Annotated in this window: 18 protein-coding genes, 3 tRNA genes and 1 pseudogene; 16 read left to right on the top strand and 6 right to left on the bottom strand. The window is 65.8% G+C overall.

Going from position 1 to position 20,456, the window contains the following annotated elements; translation table 11 throughout:
• Positions 1-36 precede the first annotated feature (36 nt).
• Positions 37-396, top strand: a complete 360-nt coding sequence (locus tag GFK26_RS25690) for a hypothetical protein (protein WP_153286108.1) — start codon at positions 37-39, stop codon at positions 394-396.
• Positions 397-446: 50 nt separating this feature from the next.
• Complete coding sequence (locus GFK26_RS25685) at positions 447-1,154, top strand: SIMPL domain-containing protein (RefSeq protein WP_101493002.1); 708 nt, start codon at positions 447-449, stop codon at positions 1,152-1,154.
• 62 nt (positions 1,155-1,216) lie between these two features.
• On the opposite strand, the pseudogene GFK26_RS25680 reads toward GFK26_RS25685, so the two are convergent.
• A pseudogene (locus GFK26_RS25680) lies at positions 1,217-1,986 on the bottom strand (3-hydroxybutyrate dehydrogenase).
• Between the two features lie 68 nt (positions 1,987-2,054).
• On the opposite strand from GFK26_RS25680, the gene GFK26_RS25675 reads away from it, so the two are divergent.
• The 6 genes from GFK26_RS25675 to rimO all read left to right on the top strand — a co-directional run bounded on the left by GFK26_RS25675 (position 2,055) and on the right by rimO (position 8,078).
• Entirely contained in the window at positions 2,055-3,008 is a 954-nt protein-coding gene (locus GFK26_RS25675) for an alpha/beta fold hydrolase (RefSeq protein ID WP_228121784.1), read from the top strand.
• Positions 3,009-3,066: 58 nt separating this feature from the next.
• Entirely contained in the window at positions 3,067-5,256 is a 2,190-nt protein-coding gene (locus tag GFK26_RS25670; RefSeq protein WP_228122089.1) for a RelA/SpoT family protein, read from the top strand.
• Between the two features lie 38 nt (positions 5,257-5,294).
• Positions 5,295-5,371: transfer RNA gene (locus GFK26_RS25665), tRNA-Val, on the top strand.
• A gap of 201 nt (positions 5,372-5,572) precedes the next feature.
• Positions 5,573-5,959, top strand: a complete 387-nt coding sequence (locus tag GFK26_RS25660; protein WP_228121783.1) for a hypothetical protein — start codon at positions 5,573-5,575, stop codon at positions 5,957-5,959.
• Positions 5,960-6,028: 69 nt separating this feature from the next.
• Entirely contained in the window at positions 6,029-6,589 is a 561-nt protein-coding gene (gene phaR / locus GFK26_RS25655) for a polyhydroxyalkanoate synthesis repressor PhaR (RefSeq protein ID WP_153284449.1), read from the top strand.
• An 82-nt stretch (positions 6,590-6,671) separates the two neighbouring features.
• Positions 6,672-8,078, top strand: a complete 1,407-nt coding sequence (gene rimO, locus GFK26_RS25650; RefSeq protein WP_153284448.1) for a 30S ribosomal protein S12 methylthiotransferase RimO — start codon at positions 6,672-6,674, stop codon at positions 8,076-8,078.
• 84 nt (positions 8,079-8,162) lie between these two features.
• On the opposite strand, the gene GFK26_RS25645 is transcribed toward rimO, so the two are convergent.
• Positions 8,163-8,247, bottom strand: a tRNA-Leu gene (locus tag GFK26_RS25645).
• Positions 8,248-8,518: 271 nt separating this feature from the next.
• Positions 8,519-8,603: transfer RNA gene (locus tag GFK26_RS25640), tRNA-Leu, on the bottom strand.
• Between the two features lie 81 nt (positions 8,604-8,684).
• Here GFK26_RS25640 and rnr point away from each other — a divergent pair.
• Complete coding sequence (rnr, locus tag GFK26_RS25635) at positions 8,685-10,955, top strand: ribonuclease R (RefSeq protein WP_319360921.1); 2,271 nt, start codon at positions 8,685-8,687, stop codon at positions 10,953-10,955.
• Between the two features lie 63 nt (positions 10,956-11,018).
• Positions 11,019-11,783, top strand: a complete 765-nt coding sequence (locus GFK26_RS25630; protein WP_062471631.1) for an SDR family oxidoreductase — start codon at positions 11,019-11,021, stop codon at positions 11,781-11,783.
• Between the two features lie 9 nt (positions 11,784-11,792).
• Here the strand turns inward: GFK26_RS25630 and GFK26_RS25625 are convergent, their stop codons facing one another.
• Positions 11,793-13,256, bottom strand: coding sequence for an NAD(P)H-hydrate dehydratase (locus GFK26_RS25625; RefSeq protein WP_153284447.1), 1,464 nt, complete (start codon positions 13,254-13,256; stop codon positions 11,793-11,795).
• Positions 13,257-13,299: 43 nt separating this feature from the next.
• Here GFK26_RS25625 and GFK26_RS25620 point away from each other — a divergent pair, with 43 nt between their 5' ends.
• Positions 13,300-13,719 carry a hypothetical protein gene (locus GFK26_RS25620; RefSeq protein WP_153284446.1) on the top strand — a complete coding sequence of 140 codons (420 nt, stop codon included), beginning with the start codon at positions 13,300-13,302 and terminating at the stop codon, positions 13,717-13,719.
• Here the strand turns inward: GFK26_RS25620 and GFK26_RS25615 are convergent.
• Entirely contained in the window at positions 13,709-14,962 is a 1,254-nt protein-coding gene (locus GFK26_RS25615; RefSeq protein ID WP_153284445.1) for a D-amino acid dehydrogenase, read from the bottom strand. The two genes, GFK26_RS25620 and GFK26_RS25615, sit on opposite strands and share 11 nt — an antisense overlap.
• Before the next feature lie 57 nt (positions 14,963-15,019).
• Positions 15,020-16,342: an amidase gene (locus GFK26_RS25610; RefSeq protein WP_153284444.1), complete on the bottom strand. Its 1,323-nt coding sequence runs from the start codon at positions 16,340-16,342 to the stop codon at positions 15,020-15,022.
• 205 nt (positions 16,343-16,547) lie between these two features.
• On the opposite strand from GFK26_RS25610, the gene rpsB reads away from it, so the two are divergent.
• The 5 genes from rpsB (at position 16,548) to uppS (ending at position 20,436) form a co-directional block, all read left to right on the top strand.
• A complete protein-coding gene (gene rpsB, locus GFK26_RS25605; protein WP_095745188.1) occupies positions 16,548-17,303 on the top strand; it encodes a 30S ribosomal protein S2 in 756 nt (251 codons plus the stop codon).
• An 81-nt stretch (positions 17,304-17,384) separates the two neighbouring features.
• The gene (gene tsf / locus GFK26_RS25600) at positions 17,385-18,308 is read left to right on the top strand and encodes a translation elongation factor Ts (RefSeq protein WP_153284443.1); all 924 of its coding nucleotides are present in this window, start codon (positions 17,385-17,387) and stop codon (positions 18,306-18,308) included.
• A 99-nt stretch (positions 18,309-18,407) separates the two neighbouring features.
• Positions 18,408-19,130, top strand: coding sequence for a UMP kinase (gene pyrH / locus GFK26_RS25595; RefSeq protein ID WP_153284442.1), 723 nt, complete (start codon positions 18,408-18,410; stop codon positions 19,128-19,130).
• An 11-nt stretch (positions 19,131-19,141) separates the two neighbouring features.
• The gene (gene frr / locus GFK26_RS25590) at positions 19,142-19,702 is read left to right on the top strand and encodes a ribosome recycling factor (RefSeq protein WP_153284441.1); all 561 of its coding nucleotides are present in this window, start codon (positions 19,142-19,144) and stop codon (positions 19,700-19,702) included.
• Between the two features lie 8 nt (positions 19,703-19,710).
• Positions 19,711-20,436 (top strand): polyprenyl diphosphate synthase, encoded by a 726-nt coding sequence (gene uppS / locus GFK26_RS25585; RefSeq protein ID WP_153284440.1) that lies wholly within the window; start codon positions 19,711-19,713, stop codon positions 20,434-20,436.
• The last annotated feature ends 20 nt before the right edge of the window (positions 20,437-20,456 follow it).

The following is a 20,456-nucleotide window of genomic DNA, read 5'->3' as shown; positions in this document are numbered from 1 at the left end:
GTGGCACAGTCCGTGCTGCCTTATGACGATTGCTCGATGAGACCTTCTTTTTCTGCCTTGCCTCTGCTTTTTCTCGCCTGCGCTTGTGGTGCGACGTCCGTCGCTTCCGAAGGGTTTTTACGGGTCGGTGAAGTGCGCCGCAGCGAAGTGCGTGACGCCGTGGCTGCGCATCGGGCAGCCCAGCGCGAAGAGCAGCGCCGCGGCGAAGCGCTGGCAGGACGCCGCCTCACGGCGGGCGAGCTGTTCGAGCTGAGACAGCAGGTCCGCGGGCAGTGGGTGCCCGCAGGAACGGGCGTTCTTCTGAATTCGGCAGAATCACAGCCTGCCGAGCGCATCGTGCCGGTACCGCAGCCCGTCGCCCGTCCGCAAACCGTGCCGCGCAGCCTGCGCCACTGAAGACCGCGCGGGCGAGGGCTTTCCTCGCATCCACCAGGGAGAAAACCGTCTTGAAGACTGTTCGATTGATCGCGGCCTGCGCCGCGCTGACCTTTGCCGGGGCCGCCTTGGCCCAGAATGCCGTCATGCCTGCTCCACAAAACGTGCTCCAGCTGTCGGCCTCCGGCACCGTCGAAGTTCAGCAAGACCTGCTGAGCATGACCCTCGTCACCACGCGCGATGCCGCCGAGGCGGGCACCGTGCAGACCCAGCTCAAGACCGCCCTCGACGCCGCGCTGGCCGAAGCCAAGAAGAATGCGCAGCCGGGTCAGCTCGATGTGCGCACCGGCAACTTCAGCCTGTCGCCGCGCTACACCAAGGACGGCAAGATCAACGGCTGGCAAGGTTCGACCGAACTCGTGCTCGAAGGCCGCGACTTCGCGCGCATCACCCAGACGGCCGGACGCATCAGCACGCTCAGCGTGGGCAACGTCGGCTTCGGCCTGAGCCGCGAACAGCGCGCCAAGACCGAGACGGAGGCCCAGAACATTGCCATCGACAACTTCAAGCAGAAGGCCGGCGAGCTGGCCAAGGGCTTCGGCTTCGGCGGCTACACGCTGCGCGAGGTGTCGGTGAACGCGAACGACAGCGGTCCGATCCGCCCGCGCGTGATGGCCATGCAGGCCAAGTCGTTCTCGGCCGCCGATTCGGCCGTGCCGGTGGAAGCGGGCAAGACCAGCGTGGTCGTGAACGTCTCCGGCTCGGTGCAGCTCAAGTAAGCAAGCAGCGCACGGCGCCGGCGGGCCGATGCCTCCGGCGTTTTCCGGATCTCTCTATTTATTTACTGAGCCGTCCAGCCGCCGTCCATGGCCCAGGCGACGCCCCGCACCTGATCGGCCGCGGGAGAACTCAGGAAGACGGCCAGCCCGCCCAGTTGCTCGACCGTCGTGAACTGCAGCGAGGGCTGCTTTTCCCCAGCAATTCGTTTTGCGCCTGGAGGGCCGAAATGCCTTCGCGTGCCGCGCGGTCGTCGATCTGCTTTTGCACCAGCGCCGTGAGCACCCAGCCCGGGCAGATCGCATTGCAGGTGACGCCGGTGGTGGCGGTTTCGAGCGCCACCGACTTGGTCAGCCCCACGATGCCGTGCTTGGCCGCGACATAGGCCGACTTCTGCGCTGAGGCCACGAGCCCGTGCGCCGACGCGACGTTGATGATGCGGCCCCAGTTGGCCTCGCGCATCGCGGGAATCGCCAGGCGCGTCGTGTGGAAGGCGCTCGTGAGGTTGATGGCGATGATCGCGTCCCAACGTTCGGTCGGGAAGTCTTCGACCTTCGCCACGTGCTGGATGCCAGCGTTGTTCACGAGGATGTCGACGCGGCCGAACTTCGACGCGGCGAACTTCATCATGTCCTCGATCTGGTCGGGCTTGCTCATGTCGGCGCCGTGGTATTCGGCACGCACGCCGAGCACCTCGATCTGGGCCTTGGGGGTTTCGGCGTCGCCGAAACCGTTGAGCACGATGTGTGCGCCCTGTTGGGCCAGCGCCTTGGCGATGGCGAAGCCAATGCCACTGGTGGACCCCGTGACAAGCGCGGTTTTGCCTTTGAGCATGAAGATCAATCTCCGGATGAATTAGGATGCAACGAGACCATTATCCGCACCCGAACCCCTCCGTTTCCATGACAGAACCGACCCTTCACGACGTGGCCTGCAACGACCCCCAGGGCGGTCATCGCATGGCCTATTGGCAATGGGGCGACGCGCACAGCGCGCATGTCGTGGTCTGCGTGCACGGACTGACCCGGCAGGGGCGTGATTTCGATGTGCTGGCGCGAGCCATCGTGGCGCGCGCAGGCGGCGATGTGCGCGTGGTCTGCCCAGACGTCGTCGGGCGCGGGCGCAGCGACTGGCTGCGCGACCCCGCTTTCTATCAAGTGCCGGTGTACGCGGCCGACATGGTGACGCTGATCGCGCAGCTGCACGGCGAACATCCCATCGACACGCTCGACTACGTCGGCACCAGCATGGGCGGGCTGATCGGCTTCGTGCTGGCCGGCCACAAGGAGCTGCCGCTGCCACGGCCCATTCGCCGCTTCGTTGCGAACGATGTCGGCCCCACGGTCGAGCCCGCCGCCATCCAGCGCATCGGGGCGTATGTGGGGAAGAGCGGCCAGTTTGCGAGCGTGCAGGCCGCGGCCGACGCGATGTGGGCCCTGTCGACCACTTTCGGGCCGCACACGCCCGAGCAGTGGCGGGCGTTGTCGCAGCACATGGTGGTGCCTGCGTCCGAACGCAGCGCCGACGGTGCCGCCAAGACCGCCAGTGCCGGCCCGGTGGGCGAGGGCGCCTGGGTGCTGCACTACGACCCGGCCATCGGCGTGCCGCTGCGCGCCATCACGCCCGAAATCGCGGCGCAGGGCGGGGCGGTGATGTGGAGCCTGTACGACGCCATCGAGGCGCGCACGCTGCTCACGCGCGGCGCGGTGTCCGATCTGCTGTCGCCCGAGACGGCTGCGGCGATGACGCAGCGCGGGCCGCGTGCCACGCTCGTCGAGTTCGAGGGCGTAGGCCACGCGCCGACTTTCGTCGATCCCGCACAGGTCGCCGTCGTCACGAATTTCCTGTTCGATTGAGGGCATCGTGAAGCGAGAGTCTGCGAGCCTTCAGACGGCGCCCGTGTCCGACGGCGTCATGGTTGATTACCCGCTGTCGGCCGCCACGGCCGACCGCTCGCCGGTCATGGAGAACATGCTGGCGCGCGCCCGCGCGTTTGCCGAGCCGCTGATTGCCGATGAAAAACTCGACACCGGCGAGAACACGCTGGCGCACGCCGATGCGGTGGCCGCCATCGTCGCGAAGATGGGCGGCTCCGAGGCCATGCAGGCCGCGAGCTACCTCGTGTACTCGTGCCAGCACCTGAACCGCCCGCAGGAAGTGATCGCCAAGGTCTTCGGCGACAACTTCGCGGCACTCGCCGTCGAGACCACCAAGCTCGTGCGTGTGCAGGAGCAGGCACGCACGGCCTCGCAAGGGCACCACGCTGAAGGCGCCGGCGCGCAGACCGAGAACGTGCGCAAGATGCTGCTCGCGTTCTCGCGCGACCTGCGCGTCGTGATGTTGCGGTTGGCCTCTCGCCTGCAGACGCTGCGGCACGCGGCGGCCAGCAAGCAGCCCGCGCCGGAAAGCGTGGCGCGCGAGTCGCTGCAGGTGTTTGCACCGCTCGCGAACCGGCTGGGCATCTGGCAGGTGAAGTGGGAGATCGAAGATCTTTCGTTCCGCTTTCTCGAGCCCGACACCTACAAGCTGATCGCGCGGCTTCTCGACGAGAAGCGCATCGAGCGCGAAGGCCACGTCGAGCAGTTGCGCTCGCAGCTGGAGCACGAGCTGCAGGCCGAGGGCGTCAAGGCCACGGTGCAGGGGCGCCCGAAGAACATCTACAGCATCGTCAAGAAGATGCGCGGCAAGTCGCTCGACTTCGAGCAGGTCTTCGACATCCTTGCGCTGCGCGTGGTGGTGCAGGACGTGAAGGACTGCTATGCCGCGCTGGCCTGGGTGCACTCGCACTTCCAGCCCATCGACGAAGAGTTCGACGACTACATCGCACGACCCAAGCCCAACGGCTACCAGTCGCTGCACACGGTGGTGCGCGAGATCGTCGACGGCAAGGTGGGCAAGCCGATCGAGATCCAGATCCGCACCGAGGAAATGCACGACCACGCCGAACATGGCGTGGCCGCGCACTGGGCCTACAAGGAAGCGGGCCACAAGGGCTACGCGGGCGTTTGGGCGAGTGGCGAGTACGACGCCAAGATCGCCGTGCTGCGCCAGCTGCTGGCCTGGGAGCGCGACCTGTCCGGCGGGCTTCAGGGGCAGGGGCTGTTCGACGACCGCATCTATGTGCTCACGCCCGATGCGGCCATCGTCGAACTGCCGCAGGGTGCAACGCCGGTCGACTTTGCCTACACGGTGCACACGACGCTGGGGCATCGCTGCCGCGGAGCGCGTGTCGATGGCGCGATGGTGCCGCTCAACACGCCGCTGTCGAACGGGCAGACCGTCGAGATCATGGCGGCCAAGGAAGGCGGGCCGTCGCGCGACTGGCTGAATGCGGAGCTGGGTTATCTCGCAAGCCATCGCGCACGCGCCAAGGTGCGTGCCTGGTTCAACGCGCAGATCACGCACGAGACCGTGGCGCGCGGACGCGAGGCCGTCGAGAAGCTGCTGCAGCGCGAAGGCAAGACGGCCATGCGGCTCGAAGACTTGGCTTCGCAGCTCGGCTTCAAGTCGGCGGACCATCTGTTCGAGGTGGTCGGCAAGGACGAGTTTTCGCTGCGCAACATCGAGACGCTGTTGCGTCCGCCCGAGCCGGCACTGAATCCCGACGACGGCGTACAGATCAAGAAGGCGCGCGGCAGCGAGAAGTCGGGCAAGGGTGGCGTGCTCGTGGTGGGCGTGTCGTCGCTGATGACGCAGCTCGCCAAGTGCTGCAAGCCGGCGCCGCCCGATGCGATCCGCGGCTTCGTCACGCGCGGCCATGGCGTCAGCGTGCATCGCGCGGACTGCAGCAACTTCCGCATGATGGCTGCGAAGGACGGCGAGCGTGTGATCGATGTCGAATGGGGCCAGCCGAAGAAGGGGGCGGATGCGCCGGTCTACGCGGTCGATGTGGCAGTGGAAGCGGCCGACCGGCAGGGCCTGCTGCGCGATATCTCCGATGTCTTTGCGCGCGAGAAGATGAACGTGATCGGCGTGCAGACGCAGTCGATCAAGGGCACGGCGTGGATGACCTTCACCGTGGAAATCGCCGATGCCGCGCGCCTGACGCAAGTGTTGGGCGTGGTGACTGCGGTGACTGGTGTGCGATCTGCACGTCGGCGCTGAAAAGGGCCATTTCTCCTGCTATACTCGATGCTTCTCTTAGGCGCGTAGCTCAGTTGGTTAGAGCACCACCTTGACATGGTGGGGGTCGTTGGTTCGAATCCAATCGCGCCTACCAAATCAAACACGGGTTGCAGCGATTTCGCTGCAACCCGTTCGTCGTTTGGACGGCGTGTTTGTCTTTGGATCGGCCTGGTCGTCACGAATGATCGACACAGGCGAAAGCCTTTCACGGGCGGCCCTTCGCGCGGTGCAGGCAAAGCGTCCGAGCCATGTGGTTGTGCTACCTTGAGCGGTCTGCCAACCTTCTCGAATTTCCTTGATAAGCGATCTGATGAATACGCGATCAACGCCTGTTGATCGGGCGCACGCCGACCAGCGCGTGGCCGCATTGCTCAAGCAAGCCCCTGTTGAATTTGTGCGCGCGGTCTACGGCATCAATGACATTGCCAGTGGCCGCATTGACACCATGGCCGCACGCGAGGTGGCGCGTGCACAACGACAGAGCATGCCGGTGACCGAAGAGCGCGCCGAGCAGCGCGCACGCGCCTATCTTCCGACGGCGGGACAGGAGCACTGTCCTCGGTGCTGGGTTGTCTACGGGCAGAAGATCCCGCTGCGATTCAGGTTGTCGACCCCGGAGCGTCCTGAAACTGCGGCGTGTCATGCGTGTGGCGCCGAGTACGCGACAGCGCCGGATGCGTGAAGAAAAATCACGGTCAGGGTAAACCTTGTCGCGATGCAGCAAAACCGCTCCCTAGAATCATCCGATGACATGGGCGTCCATGTGAAGGAGTCTGTAGTGCAGAGCAAGAAGTCCGGGGTGAAGCCGGTCCAGCGTGTGATCAAGAAGTACCCCAACCGCCGGCTCTACGACACGGAGACATCCACGTACATCACGCTGACCGAAGTCAAGCAGCTGGTCATCAAGAGCGCGCAGTTCGTGGTGCGCGATGCCAAGACCGGCGACGACCTCACGCGCAGCATCCTGCTGCAGATCATTCTGGAAGAAGAGGCGGGCGGCGCACCGATGTTCACCGAGCAGGTGCTGGCCAACATCATCCGCTTCTACGGGCAGGCCATGCAGGGTTACATGGGGCCGTACCTCGAGAAGAACATCCAGGCCATGACCGAGATGCAGGCCCAGCTCACCGAAAAGGCCGAAGGCCTGACGCCCGAGATGTGGTCGCGCTTCATGACCATGCAGTCGCCGATGATCCAGGGGCTGATGGGCAACTACGTCGAGCAATCGAAGAACGTCTTCCTGCAGATGCAGGAGCAGATGCAGAAAAACACCGAGCAGGTGCTGGGCGCCTTTGGCATCAAGCGCCCCTGAGCGCCGCGCGATGGCCCGCCCGAATGGGGCGACTGTCCGATGAATGCCCCGCTGTCACCGATAGCTGGGACAATAGAGGCCTATGAGCGAAGTTGCCTCCCCTGAACGTACTGTCACGCCGACCGCCCCCAAGGTCGGCTTCGTCAGCCTTGGTTGCCCCAAGGCGTTGACCGATTCCGAACTGATCCTGACCCGGCTGAGTGCCGAGGGGTATCAAACCTCCAAGACCTTCGAGGGCGCCGACCTCGTGATCGTCAACACCTGCGGCTTCATCGACGATGCCGTGAAGGAAAGCCTGGACACCATCGGCGAAGCACTTGCCGAGAACGGCCGCGTGATCGTCACCGGCTGCCTGGGCGCCAAAACCGGCGACCAAGGCGGCAACCTCGTGCGCCAGATGCACCCGAGCGTGCTGGCTGTCACCGGCCCGCATGCCACCCAGGAGGTGATGGATGCGGTGCACGCCAACCTGCCGAAGCCGCACGACCCGTTCGTCGACCTTGTGCCGAACACCTTCGGTGTGGCCGGCCTCAAGTTGACGCCGCGGCACTATGCCTATCTGAAGATCAGCGAAGGCTGCAACCACCGTTGCACCTTCTGCATCATTCCGTCGATGCGCGGCGACCTGGTTTCGCGTCCCGTGGGCGATGTGCTCAGCGAAGCCAAGGCGCTGTTCGAGGGCGGCGTGAAAGAGTTGCTGGTGATCAGCCAGGACACCTCGGCCTACGGCGTCGACGTGAAGTACCGCACTGGTTTTTGGGACGGCAAGCCGGTCAAGACCCGCATGCTCGAACTCGTGCGCACGCTGGGCGAAATCGCCGAGCCGTATGGCGCCTGGGTGCGCCTGCACTACGTGTACCCGTATCCCAGCGTCGACGAAATCATCCCGTTGATGGCGAGCGGCCTGGTGCTGCCGTACCTCGACGTGCCGCTGCAGCACAGCCACCCTGACGTGCTCAAGCGCATGAAGCGGCCGGCCAGCGGCGAAAAGAACCTGGAGCGGATCGCGCGCTGGCGCGAAACCTGCCCTGAACTTGTGATTCGCAGCACCTTCATCGCCGGCTTCCCAGGCGAGACGGAGCAGGAGTTCGAGCACCTGCTCGACTTCATCCGCGAGGCCGAGATCGACCGTGCGGGCTGCTTTGCCTACAGCCCCGTCGAAGGCGCAACCGCCAACGACATTCCGGGCATGCTGCCCGAGGCTGAGCGCGAAGCTCGCCGCGCCCGCTTCATGGAAGTGGCGGAGGCCGTGTCGATCGCCAAGCTGCAAAAGCGCATCGGCTCGACGATGCAGGTGCTGGTCGATTCGGCGCCAGGCATGGGCCGCAAGGGTGGGGTGGGGCGCACGTATGCCGATGCGCCGGAGATCGACGGCACTGTTCGCCTCCTGCCGCCCGAGAAGATCAGCAAGACGATGAAGGTCGGTGAGTTCACGCGCGCCCGCATCGTGGGCGCCGAAGGCCACGACCTGATCGCGTTGCCCGTTTGATGCACCTGATTCAAGCGGCCAAGAAAAAAGCCACCGGAGGCCGGTGGCTTTTTATAGAAGACCTGGTAAGGGTCTGTTCAATCTTGGTGCCCAGAAGAGGACTCGAACCTCCACGATGTTACTCGCTAGTACCTGAAACTAGTGCGTCTACCAATTCCGCCATCTGGGCTATTTTTGCTTTTCAGCAAAGACTACGATTATATCCACAAATTTGGCGCGATCTTTTGGCTGCGTTGAAATTTCAGCTTCTGCGCGACATTGCTCGTGCGGTGGCTGCACTGCCGAAGGTGGGTGGGTGTGATCGTGCACGCATGGCCGGCATCGAAGGGCGTGATCTGACGATCGCGTCGCCCGTTTGATGCAGTTTCGAGCGGCCATGAAAAAAGCCACCGGAGACCGGTGGCTTCAATCGGATGACCTGGTAAAGGTCTGTTTAAACTTGGTGCCCAGAAGAGGACTCGAACCTCCACGATGTTACTCGCTAGTACCTGAAACTAGTGCGTCTACCAATTCCGCCATCTGGGCCCACATGACTGCAGAAGCAGCCACGTTTTGAATTTCAGGAAAGAAGGAGATCATATCAAAAATAATGTCACTTCCAGCAGCTTGTTGGACGAAATCGAAGGAACTGTTCAAGGACATCGCGACGGGCACGGCTTCGTGCAGCGCGACGACGGCGAGGCAGACATCTACCTCCCGCCGAACGAGATGCGCGCGGTGCTGCACAAGGATCGCGTCAAGGCGCGGATCGTGCGACAGGACCGACGCGGCCGCCCCGAAGGGCGCGTGGTCGAGATCGTCGAGCGACCCGAGCAGCCGATCATCGGCCGCTTGCTGCATGAAGGCGGGATCTGGCTCGTTGCACCGGAAGACAAGCGCTACGGTCAAGACGTCCTGATTCCGAAGGGCGCCACTGGCCCCGCCAAGGTGGGCCAGGTCGTGGTCGTCCAGCTCACCGAGCCGCCGGCACTGTTCGGCCAGCCCGTGGGCCGCGTGAGAGAAGTGCTGGGCGAGATCGACGACCCCGGCATGGAGATCGAGATCGCCGTGCGCAAGTACGGCGTGCCGCATGAGTTTTCCGCGGAGTGCCTGGCGCAGGCCAAGGCCCTGCCCGAGAAGGTGCGCCCCGCCGACAAGAAGGGCCGCATCGACCTCACCGACGTGCCGCTCGTCACGATCGATGGCGAAGACGCCCGAGACTTCGATGACGCCGTGTACTGCGAGCCCGCGAAGGTGGGCCGTGGCAAGGGCTGGCGCCTGCTGGTGGCCATCGCCGACGTGAGCGCCTATGTGCACACCGGATCGGCCATCGACATCGATGCCTACGACCGGGCCACCAGCGTCTACTTCCCGCGCCGCGTGATTCCGATGCTGCCCGAGAAGCTGTCGAACGGGCTTTGCTCGCTCAACCCCGAGGTTGAGCGCCTGTGCATGGTGTGCGACATGCTGGTTGCGGCCGACGGCGAGATCTACGCCTACCAGTTCTATCCGGCCGTGATGTTCAGCCATGCGCGCTTCACGTACACCGAAGTCGCAGCCATCCTTGGCAACACGCGCGGCCCCGAAGCCGCCAAGCGCAAGGACCGCGTCAAGGACCTGCTGAATCTTGCCGACGTCTACAGGGCCCTGCTCAAGCAGCGCGGCAAGCGTGGTGCGGTCGATTTCGAAACCACCGAGACGCAGATCATCTGCGACGACGCCGGCCGCATCGAGAAGATCGTGCCGCGCACGCGCAACGAGGCGCACAAGATCATCGAAGAGGCGATGCTCGCCGCCAACGTCTGCAGCGCCGACTTCATTGCCGAAGGCAAGCACCCGGGCCTGTTCCGCGTGCACGAAGGCCCGACGCCCGAGAAGAAGGAAATCCTGCGCGGCTACCTGAAGGCCATGGGCGTGGGCCTGAGCATCACCGACGATCCGCGCCCCGGCGAGTTCCAGGCGATTGCCGAAGCCACCAAGGAACGTCCCGACTCGCAGCAGATCCACACCATGCTGCTGCGCTCGATGCAGCAGGCGATCTACACGCCGTTCAACAGCGGTCACTTCGGCCTGGCCTACGAGGCCTACACGCACTTCACGAGCCCGATCCGCCGCTACCCCGACCTGCTGGTGCACCGAGTGATCAAGGCGATCCTCGGCAAGACGCGCTATCAGTTGCCGATGCTGCCGACGCCGGGTGAGGCGCATGCCAAGCTGGCCAAGCGCCTGGCTTCGCGTGTGAAAGCGCCAACGACCAAGCCGCAAAAAGCCACGATCGCACCGACCAAGGAAGTGCTGGCATGGGAAGCGGCGGGCCTGCATTGCAGCGCCAACGAGCGCCGCGCCGACGAAGCCAGCCGCGACGTCGAGGCCTGGCTCAAGTGCAAGTACATGCGCGAGCACCTTGGCGAGGAGTACGGCGGCGTGGTCACGGCGGCCACCACCTTCGGTATCTTCGTCACGCTCGACGCGATGTACGTCGAAGGTCTGGTCCACATCACCGAGCTCGGCGGCGAGTACTTCAAGTTCGACGAGATGCGCCAGGAACTGCGCGGCGAGCGCACCGGCATCCGCTATGCCATCGGCACGCGGGTGCGGGTGCAGGTGAGCCGCGTCGACCTCGATGGTCGCAAGATCGACTTCCGCCTCGTGCGCGAAGGCGAGGACCTGACCTCGCGCGCCATGAAGGACAAAGGCAGCGCACCGGTGAAGGCGTCGACCAAGCGAAGCGCCCGCCACAAGGCGGAGGCCGGTGGCGAGTCACGGTCGGAGCACGGCGGCGGCGGCGCTGCCGTGGCGCCCGCCGGCCCGCAATCGGCGATGCAGGCCTTCAAGTCGGCGGTGAAGAAAGCCGCCAACAAGATGCAGGGCAAGGGGCGCAAGCCCCGCCGCGGATGAGATGCGCCGTGCACACTACGTGTTTACCGTGTGTATGGACCAGCTGAAAAGGAGACATGAAGCATGAGCGTGGAAAACAACAAGGGCCGCATCGCGATCGTCACGGGCGCCGGGTCGGGCATCGGCCGTGCGGCCGCGCTGGCCTTGCTGGCTGACGGCTGGAGCGTGGCCCTTGCGGGGCGTCGCCTCGAGCCGCTGGAGCAGGTGGCGGAAGAGTCGGGCGCGGGTGCGCGCGCCTTCGCGGTGCCCACCGACGTGGCCAATGCCGACTCGGTACAGGCGCTGTTCGGTGCCACAGTCGAGCGCTTCGGACGCGTCGACCTGCTGTTCAACAACGCCGGCGTGGGCAACCCGCCGGGCCCGTTCGAGGACTGGACGCCCGAGCAGTGGAAGGGCGTGGTCGACATCAACCTCACCGGCATGTTCTTCTGCATCCAGCAGGCCTTCCGCACGATGAAGGCGCAGACGCCGCGCGGCGGCCGCATCATCAACAACGGGTCGATCTCGGCAACCACGCCGCGGCCGAATTCGGCGGCCTACACCTCGACCAAGCACGCAGTCGAAGGGCTGACCAAGACCGCCTCGCTCGACGGTCGCAAGTACGACATCGCGGTGGGGCAGGTGGACGTGGGCAATGCCATGACCGAACTGGCCGCACGCATGGCCACCGGCGTGCCGCAGGCCAACGGCGAACTCGCAATCGAGCCGCTGATCGACGTCAAGATCGTCGGCCAGTCGGTGCTCTACATGGCGAACCTGCCGCTGGAAGCCAACGTGCTCTTCCACACCATCATGGCGACGAAGATGCCCTTCGTCGGGCGCGGCTGAGTCCTGCGCTCAGCGGGGTGCGCGGCGGGCCAATGCGCTTGCTGTGAGCGGGGCCTCATCGGCCGGCCACGTCTCGGCGATGTGGCCGTGCTGCCAGACGGCTCCGCAGGCCGCCTCGAATGCCGGCCGACGCATCGCGAGCGCCGCGCCGATCATGCCGGCGAGCACATCGCCCGTGCCTGCGGTGGCAAGGCGGGCGTTGCCGGTCGCATTGATGACCGGGGGCGCGTCGCCCGCATCGGCGATCACCGTTCCGGAGCCCTTGAGGACCGTCACAACACCGAAGCGCGACGCGAGCGCGCGGGCCGCAGCCAGGCGGTTGGCCTGCACGCCGCCTGTCGTATCGCCGAGCAGGCGGGCGGCCTCCAATGGATGCGGCGTGAGCACGGTGGGTGCCCCGGTCTGGCTTCGCGCGATCAGTTGCGTTTGAAGTGATGCATCGGCGGCGATCGCGTTGAGTGCGTCGGCGTCGAGCACCAGCGCGGCGGCCGTCGACAGCACGCGCGGCAGCAGCTCGCGCACGGCGTCGCCGCCACCACAGCCGCACACGACCGTCACGCCCGCGAGGTCCAGCGCATGGGCGTCGCGCAGCATCAGCTCGGGCTGCGAGGTGTCGACCGGCGCCGCGCGGGGATCGAGCAATCCGACGAACACGCGTCCTGCGCCCGCATGGAGGGCGGCCGAGCCGGCCAGCAGTGCGGCGCCGGCCATGCCCGAGGCGCCGCCGATCACCGCGACATCGCCGTAGCTGCCCTTGTGTGAAGCGTGGGTGCGCGGCCGAATGTCGGGCGTGCCTGCAAGGCGGGCTGTCGGTCGCTCACGGATGAAAACGCTGCAGCCCAGGTCATCGAACCACACCGTGCCGGCCGCGTCGCGGCCTTGGGCCGTGAACAGGCCGGGCTTCAGTGTGAGGAGTGTGAGGGTGGCGCGAGCCGATGCCGGCGCGTGATCAACGTGAGAGGCCAGCTTGCCGGTGTCGGCATCGAGGCCCGAGGGCACGTCGAGGCTGAGCACCGGTTGCGCGCCCGCATGCATTTGCGCGAGCCATTCGGCCATGGTGCCCGAGGGTGGTCGTGCCGACCCGATGCCGAGCAGCGCATCCATCGCCAGTTCGAAGCTCGATGGAGGCTCCGAAGCGAAGGTGACGCCCGCATCCCGCGCGCGCTGCAGCGAGGCCTTCGCATCCGGTGGCAACCGACTTTCTTCGCCCACGAAAGTGACGACCGGAAAGAAGCCTCGGTGCCGCAACTGCGCCGCAGCTTCAAAACCATCGCCGCCGTTGTTCCCGGGGCCGCAGGCGATCCAGATCGTTCGCGCGTGCGGCGCGAGCGCCATTGCGAGCCGTGCCGCCGCGAGGCCTGCACGCCGCATCAGCGTATGAGGGGGCAGGGCGGAGGCCGCGGCCTGCTCGATGCGGCGCGTGGCGGCGATGTCGAACAGATCGGCGGCGCTGGCGGACGTGATGCGATGCATCGATCCATTGTGCCGCCGACGCCGCGCCTCCTATCATCGGCCGATGATGCTCAAGACCTTCGGCTGGCTGCTGGTTCTGCTGCTGGCGTGCATTGCCGGCTTCATCGGCACGGCTGCCGCGATGATCGCTGGCGCGGCCTGGGCGTTCGGGCTGCTGATCGCTGTGTGGGGGTTGTTCCTGCTGGCCGAGGTGTTGCATCGGGTGCCGCTGCGCGATGTCGCCTGGGCTCTGGGCGTGGGTTATGGGCTCGGCGTGATCCGGTGGCTCGACGTGCCGGTGGAGGCGGGGTCCGGCACGCAGTGGCTGATGCTGGGCGTGGACCTGCTGGTGCTGGTGTTCTTCGGGCTGATTGCGCCAGCTGTTCTGGGGTTGATCGCCCAGCGTTTGGCGCCCCGGCCCGAACTGCCGGCGGAAAAGCCGGCAAGCCCCGAGCAACTGCGCCGCTGGGGCCCTAAAGACTGAGTCGTTCGATCCCCAGGCCTTCGAGGTCGATGCCGGGGTCTTGTCCGCCGATCAGGTCGCCGAGCACGCGCGCGCTGCCGCACGACAGCGCCCAGCCGCTCGAACCGTGGCCCAGATTGAGCCATACGCCGGGAATGCCGCTGGCGCCCAGCACCGGTGGGCCGTCGGGCAGCATCGGCCGGGCGCCTTTCCACTGCTGGATGCCAGATTGCAGCGTGGCCGCACCCGGAAACCAGTCGTGCAGCACCTTGTAGAGCGTCTGGATCGCGGCCGGGCTCATCGCGTCCGGCGAGCCGCCGATCTCGGCGCTGCCGGCCACGCGCACGCGCTGGCCCAGGCGGGAGATGGCGACCTTGTAGCGCTCGTCCATCACCGCACTGCGCGGTGCGTTGAGCGGCTCGCGCACGGGTGCGCTGACCGAGTGGCCGTAGACCGGTGCCAGCGGAATGCGCAGCCCCAGCGGACGCAGCAGAGCGGCGGACGACAGGCCGGCGCACACCACGATGGCGTCGAACTGCAGCGCGTCCGAGCCGCTGGCGAGCGTCAGCGCGGTGGGCGCCGCGCGGCTCAGCGGCGCGATGTCGCAGTTGAAATGGAACTGTGCACCCAGCGCCTCGGCCTCCCACTTGAGCAGCAGCGCGAACTGGCGGCAGTTCGCGACCTCGTCTTCCGGCAGGTGGATGGCGCCTGCCAGTGGGGTGTCGGGGTTGAGCGCGGGCTCGATCAGGCGGGCCTCGTCGGCGTCGATTTCGCGGAACACGCTGCCGGCCGACCGCAGCACCTCGAGCCCGGGCTGCACCAGTTTTTTCTCGCGCTTGGAGCGCAGCAGCACCAGGTAGCCGTCGCTGCGTTCGTAGCTCAGCTCGCGCGCTTCGGTCACCGCGTGCAGCCGGGTGCGGCTGTAGAAGGCCAGCCGCTGCATGCGGGCGCGGTTGGCCAGGTAGGTTTCGAGCTTGCAGGCCTTCTGCCAGCGCGACATCCAGCCGAGGTCGCGCGTGCTCAGCGGCCAGCGCAGCTTGATGGCGCCGTGCGAGGACAGCAGCGAGCGCAGCACCTTGCCGCGCATGCCTGGTGCGGCCCACGGCGTGACGTAGCCGGGGGCCACCACGCCGGCGTTGGCAAAGCTGGCCTCTTCGGCGGCGGCGCCGCGGCGCTCGAACACGGTCACTTCATGACCGTCGGAAACCAGTTCCCAGGCGGTGGTGACGCCGACGATGCCGGCGCCCACGATCGCGATTTTCATTGAAATGTTCTAGATAAAAGAGGCGGCTGACGCCCGCGGGTCGGGCGGTGACAGCTGTTATTTCTGTAGCGCGCGTTCGGCCTGGAGTGCCACTGCGAGCACGGCATCGTCGTGCATCGCGGCGTGCCACAGCATCAGGCCGACCGGCAATTCGCCGGCGACGTGGCAGGGCAGCGAGATGGCGCAGCCGTCGAGCATGTTGACGATCGACGGGTTGCGCAGCAGCAGCGCGTTGACGCGGAAGAACTCGTCGTCGCGCTCGGCGCCCGGCGCCACGCTGGCGATGGACGGCGCTGTGATCGGTACGGTCGGCGACAGCACGGCGTCGAACGGCGCCAGCGCCTTTTCGACGCGGGCAATCCAGTCGCGGCGAGCGTGGACCAGGTCGATGTACTCGTGCGCCTTCATGCCGGCGCCGCGCAGGATGCGCTGCGCCACACGCGGGTCGTAGCCGGCGCCGCTGCGCTCCAGCAGCAGCCGGTGCCAGGCGTACGACTCGGCCGCCGAGAAGCCGCCGGTGGCGTTGATGGCCTGCAGGTCGGCCAGCTCCGGGAGTTCGATCTCCTGGATATGTGCGCCCGTGGCGCGCAGCGTGGCGAGGGTGCGCTCGAAGGCTGTGGCCACGGCGGGCTCGATGTCGTCGAGGAAGACGTTCTTCGCCACGGCCAGCTGGTAGGCCGACAGCGGCACCGATCCGGGCGTCACCTGCCGCGCCGAGAGGATTTCGTGCGCCGTGATGGCGTCGCGCACCGAGCGGGTCATGGCGCAGACGGTGTCGAGCGTGGTCGACAGCGGCAGGGCGCCGTCCGCCGGCGTGAGGCGGGCGGTGTTCTTGAAGCCGACGATGCCGTTCAGTGCGGCTGGAATGCGGATCGAGCCGCCGGTGTCGGAGCCGAGGCCGATGAAGGCCGCACCGCTCGCCACCGAGATCGCCGCGCCGGACGACGAGCCGCCCGGAATGCGCGGCGTGGCGGTGTCGCTCACGTTGGCCGGCGTGCCGTGGTGCGGGTTGACGCCGACGCCGGAAAACGCGAACTCCGTCATGTTGGTGCGTCCGGTCAGCACGCCACCGGCGGCGCGCAGTCGTGCCACTGCGAGCGCATCGGCCGGAGCGGCGGGCGCATGCGCGAGCACGGCTGAACCGGCGGGTGTCGGCTGGCCGGCGACGTCGAACAGGTCTTTGCTGGTGAAGGCGAGCCCGGCGAGGCGACTTTCGGGTGCCGATGCGGCCGCCGCAGCGCGCGCCTCGTCGAACAGCGTGCGGGTGAAAACGTAGGCGCAGGCCGGGGATTCGGAGAGGGCGATGGCGCGCTCCATTTCGGTGCGCGCATCGGAATCGCCAGCCAGAAGGGTGAGACGGGTGGCGTGAAGGTCGTTCATGGCTTCGAGGGTACCTTGGAACGGCTTGGTTCGAGGGAGGAGGGGGCCGCCGCCGTGCTATACTCTTTGGGTTTCGCTGGTTATGCGACAGTTTTGTCGCCGCCAGTCAAGCACATCCGCAAACCGGCCCAATCAAGGTGTTGCGCCCCCGTCGAAGGGGCGCAAAACGGGCTGGATTTTAGACCCAACCTTTGGAGTAAATTCAATGTCGACCACCATGCGCGAAATGCTGGAAGCCGGTGTCCACTTCGGTCACCAAACCCGCTTCTGGAACCCCAAGATGGCTCCGTTCATCTTCGGTCACCGCAACAAGATTCACATCATCAACCTGGAAAAGTCGCTCCCGATGTTCCAGGACGCGATGAAGTACGCCAAGCAACTCACGGCCAACCGCGGCACGATCCTGATGGTCGGCACGAAGCGTCAAGCCCGTGAAATCGTCGCGGCAGAAGCCCGTCGCGCCGGCGTGCCTTTTGTCGACACCCGCTGGCTCGGCGGCATGCTGACCAACTTCAAGACCGTCAAGACCTCGATCAAGCGTCTGAAGGACATGAAGGCCCAGCAAGAAGCCGGCCTCGACAGCCTGAGCAAGAAAGAGCAGCTCACGTTCTCGCGCGAAATCGCGAAGCTCGAGAAGGACATCGGCGGCATCCAGGACATGGCTGCGCTGCCCGACGCCATCTTCGTGATCGACGTGGGCTTCCACAAGATCGCCGTGGCCGAAGCCAAGAAGCTCGGCATTCCGCTGATCGGCGTGGTTGACTCCAACCACTCGCCCGAAGGCATCGACTATGTGATCCCTGGCAACGACGACTCGTCGAAGGCTGTCACGCTGTACGCCCGCGGCATCGCCGACGCCATCATCGAAGGCCGCAACAGCGCCGGCGGTGACGTGGTCAAGGCCGTTGCCGAAGGCAATGGCGACGAATTCGTCGAAGTCGAAGAAGGCGCTTCGGCCTGATTGGTGCTCTCGCGAGCCTGAAGAAGGGGCTTTGGTGCCCCTTTTTTTTAACTTGATTTTTGGATTTACGGAGATACACAAATGGCTGCAATCACCGCAAGCATGGTCGGCGAACTGCGCGCGAAGACCGATGCGCCCATGATGGAATGCAAGAAGGCCCTGACGGAGGCCGACGGCAACATGGAAAAGGCCGAAGAGCTGCTGCGCATCAAGCTCGGCAACAAGGCAGGCAAGGCGTCGGGCCGCATCACCGCTGAAGGCGTGGTCACGGCTTTTGTCGACGGCGCTGCCGGCGGCATGATCGAAATCAACTGCGAAACCGACTTCGTCACCAAGAACGACAGCTTCCTGGCCATGGCCAACGCTGCCGCGATGCTGGTCGCCAAGAACAACCCCGCCGACATGGCTGCGCTGGGTGCGCTGGCCTACGAGCAGGACGGTTTCGGCCCGACGCTCGAAGACGTGCGCAAGGGCCTGATCGGCAAGATCGGCGAGAACATGAGCTTCCGCCGCTTCAAGCACTTCGCCGGCAACGGCAAGCTGGCGTCGTACCTGCACGGCACGCGCATCGGCGTGATGGTCGAATTCGAAGGTGACGACACCTCTGCCAAGGACGTCGCGATGCACATCGCCGCCATGAAGCCGGTCGCCGTCCAGGCGTCGGATGTGCCCGCCGACCTGATCGAAAAAGAGCGCGCTGTGGCCGCTGGCAAGGCCGAAGAGGACCGCAAGGTTGCCGAAGCCGAAGGCAAGAAGCCGCAGCCGGCCGACATCGTTGCCAAGCGCATCGAAGGCGGCGTGCAGAAGTACCTCAAGGAAGTCTCGCTGCACAACCAGCCGTTCGTGAAGAACGACAAGCAGACCGTCGAGCAGATGCTCAAGGCCGCCGAGACCACGATCAAGGGCTTCACCCTGTACGTGGTTGGCGAAGGCATCGAGAAGAAGGTCGACGACTTCGCTGCCGAAGTCGCTGCCCAAGTCGCTGCTGCCAAGGCTGCCGCCTGATCCGGCTGGCCTCCAAGCGGCGGTGCGCGACAGCGTGCCGCCGCTTTTTCACCGCCACGTTTTACACTCGCCCTCGCCAACCCTCTAAGGAAAATGCCCATGTCTGATGCCCGCCCAGCCCACAAGCGAATCTTGTTGAAGCTGTCGGGTGAGGCACTGATGGGCGATGACGCCTTCGGCATCAACCGCGCCACCATCGTGCGCATGGTCCAAGAGGTGGCCGAGGTCGTGCACATGGGCGTCCAGGTGGCGGTCGTGATCGGCGGCGGCAATATCTTCCGCGGTGTCGCGGGAGGCTCCGTCGGCATGGACCGCGCCACGGCCGACTACATGGGCATGCTGGCCACCGTCATGAACTCGCTGGCCCTCGCCGACGCGATGGACAAGCAGGGTCTCGTGGCCCGCGTGATGTCCGCCATTGCCATCGAGCAGGTGGTCGAGCCCTACGTGCGCCCCAAGGCCCTGCAGTACCTCGAAGAGGGCAAGGTCGTGGTGTTCGCTGCCGGTACCGGCAACCCCTTCTTCACAACCGACACGGCCGCCGCGCTGCGCGGTGCCGAAATCGGCGCCGAGCTGGTGCTCAAGGCGACCAAGGTGGACGGCGTGTACACGGCCGATCCGAAAATCGACCCCCATGCCACCCGCTACGCCACGTTGAGTTTCGACGAGGCGATCGCCAAGAATCTCGGCATCATGGACGCCACGGCCTTCGCGCTGTGCCGCGACCAGAAGTTGCCGATTAAGGTGTTCTCGATCCTCAAGAACGGCGCCCTCAAGCGCGTCGTGATGGGCGAGGACGAGGGCACGCTGGTGCATGCCTAGGAGTAAATGAGATGACCATTGCAGACATTCGCAGTGCGGCCGACGCGAAGATGAACCAGTCGCTCGCCGCCTTCCAGAACAACCTCACCAAGATCCGTACGGGCCGTGCCAACTCGGCGCTGCTCGACTCGATCCACGTCGACTACTACGGCTCGCAAGTACCGCTGAGCCAGGTGGCCAACGTGTCGGTGCTCGACTCGCGCACCATCAGCGTCCAGCCCTGGGAAAAGGGCATGGGCGCCAAGATCGAGAAGGCCATCCGCGAAAGCGACCTGGGCTTGAACCCGGCTTCGATGGGCGACCTGATTCGCGTGCCGCTGCCCGCCATGAGCGAAGAGCGCCGCAAGGAAATGACCAAGCTGGTCCGCAACGAAGGCGAAAGCGCCAAGATCGCCACGCGCAACCTGCGCCGTGACGCGAACGAAGCGGTCAAGAAGCTCGTCAAGGACAAGCTGGCCTCGGAGGACGACCAGAAGCGCGCCGAAGCCGACATCCAGAAGGTCACCGACAAGCACATCGCGGAAATCGACCGTCTGGTCACCGCGAAAGAAGCGGAGATCATGGCCGTTTGAGGCTCCGCATGGCCTCCTCGCCGCAGACGACGCCCCCGCCGCACCACGTTGCCATCGTCATGGATGGCAACGGCCGGTGGGCCACCAAGCGCTTTCTGCCTCGCGTGGCGGGGCACAAGCAGGGCGTGGAGTCGCTGCGGCGCTGCGTCAAGGCCTGCGCTGACCGAGGCGTGGGCGTGCTCACGGTGTTTGCGTTCTCCTCGGAGAACTGGAACCGTCCGCCTGAAGAAGTTTCCGGCCTGATGCAACTGATGGTCGGGGCGCTGGCGCGTGAAGTGCCGCGCCTCAACGCCGATGGCGTGCGGCTGCATTTTGTCGGCGAACGCGCCGGTCTGTCCGACAAGATGGTGGCCGGACTCGTGTCGGCCGAGCAGACCACGGCCCACAACACGCGTCTGATTCTCAACATCTGCTTCAACTACGGCGGACGCTGGGACATCGCGCGCGCTGCGGCCAAGCTCGCCGAGCAGGGCCTGCCCATGACCGAGATGAACCTCGACCGTGCCATGGCGCTGGCCCACGTGCCCGACCCCGACCTGTTCATCCGCACGGGCGGGGAGCAGCGGCTGTCGAATTTCCTGCTTTGGCAGAGTGCCTACGCCGAGCTGTTCTTCAGCAACAAGCTGTGGCCCGAGTTCGACGAAGCCGCACTGGACGAGGCCATCGCCGCGTTCCAGGGCCGCGAGCGTCGCTTCGGCCAGACCTCGGCGCAGGTTTCGGCTTCCGCGGCCTGACACGGCCCGACACCACCTTC

Source organism: Variovorax paradoxus (assembly GCF_009498455.1).
In the GTDB taxonomy this organism is placed as follows: Bacteria; Pseudomonadota; Gammaproteobacteria; order Burkholderiales; family Burkholderiaceae_C; genus Variovorax; species Variovorax paradoxus_H.
This window is presented reverse-complemented; position numbering and strand designations above follow the sequence as displayed.

Excerpts from the sequence above, each read along its gene's own strand:
- uppS (WP_153284440.1), top strand. The coding sequence starts at position 19,711 with ATGGCCTCCTCGCCGCAGACGACGCCCCCGCCGCACCACGTTGCCATC.
- rpsB (WP_095745188.1), top strand. The coding sequence starts at position 16,548 with ATGTCGACCACCATGCGCGAAATGCTGGAAGCCGGTGTCCACTTCGGT.
- GFK26_RS25620 (WP_153284446.1), top strand. The coding sequence starts at position 13,300 with ATGATGCTCAAGACCTTCGGCTGGCTGCTGGTTCTGCTGCTGGCGTGC.
- GFK26_RS25690 (WP_153286108.1), top strand. The coding sequence starts at position 37 with ATGAGACCTTCTTTTTCTGCCTTGCCTCTGCTTTTTCTCGCCTGCGCT.
- GFK26_RS25610 (WP_153284444.1), bottom strand. The coding sequence starts at position 16,342 with ATGAACGACCTTCACGCCACCCGTCTCACCCTTCTGGCTGGCGATTCC.
- rimO (WP_153284448.1), top strand. The coding sequence starts at position 6,672 with ATGAGCGAAGTTGCCTCCCCTGAACGTACTGTCACGCCGACCGCCCCC.
- phaR (WP_153284449.1), top strand. The coding sequence starts at position 6,029 with ATGGGCGTCCATGTGAAGGAGTCTGTAGTGCAGAGCAAGAAGTCCGGG.
- frr (WP_153284441.1), top strand. The coding sequence starts at position 19,142 with ATGACCATTGCAGACATTCGCAGTGCGGCCGACGCGAAGATGAACCAG.
- GFK26_RS25670 (WP_228122089.1), top strand. The coding sequence starts at position 3,067 with ATGGTTGATTACCCGCTGTCGGCCGCCACGGCCGACCGCTCGCCGGTC.
- GFK26_RS25675 (WP_228121784.1), top strand. The coding sequence starts at position 2,055 with ATGACAGAACCGACCCTTCACGACGTGGCCTGCAACGACCCCCAGGGC.
- GFK26_RS25615 (WP_153284445.1), bottom strand. The coding sequence starts at position 14,962 with ATGAAAATCGCGATCGTGGGCGCCGGCATCGTCGGCGTCACCACCGCC.
- GFK26_RS25625 (WP_153284447.1), bottom strand. The coding sequence starts at position 13,256 with ATGCATCGCATCACGTCCGCCAGCGCCGCCGATCTGTTCGACATCGCC.
- tsf (WP_153284443.1), top strand. The coding sequence starts at position 17,385 with ATGGCTGCAATCACCGCAAGCATGGTCGGCGAACTGCGCGCGAAGACC.
- pyrH (WP_153284442.1), top strand. The coding sequence starts at position 18,408 with ATGTCTGATGCCCGCCCAGCCCACAAGCGAATCTTGTTGAAGCTGTCG.
- GFK26_RS25630 (WP_062471631.1), top strand. The coding sequence starts at position 11,019 with ATGAGCGTGGAAAACAACAAGGGCCGCATCGCGATCGTCACGGGCGCC.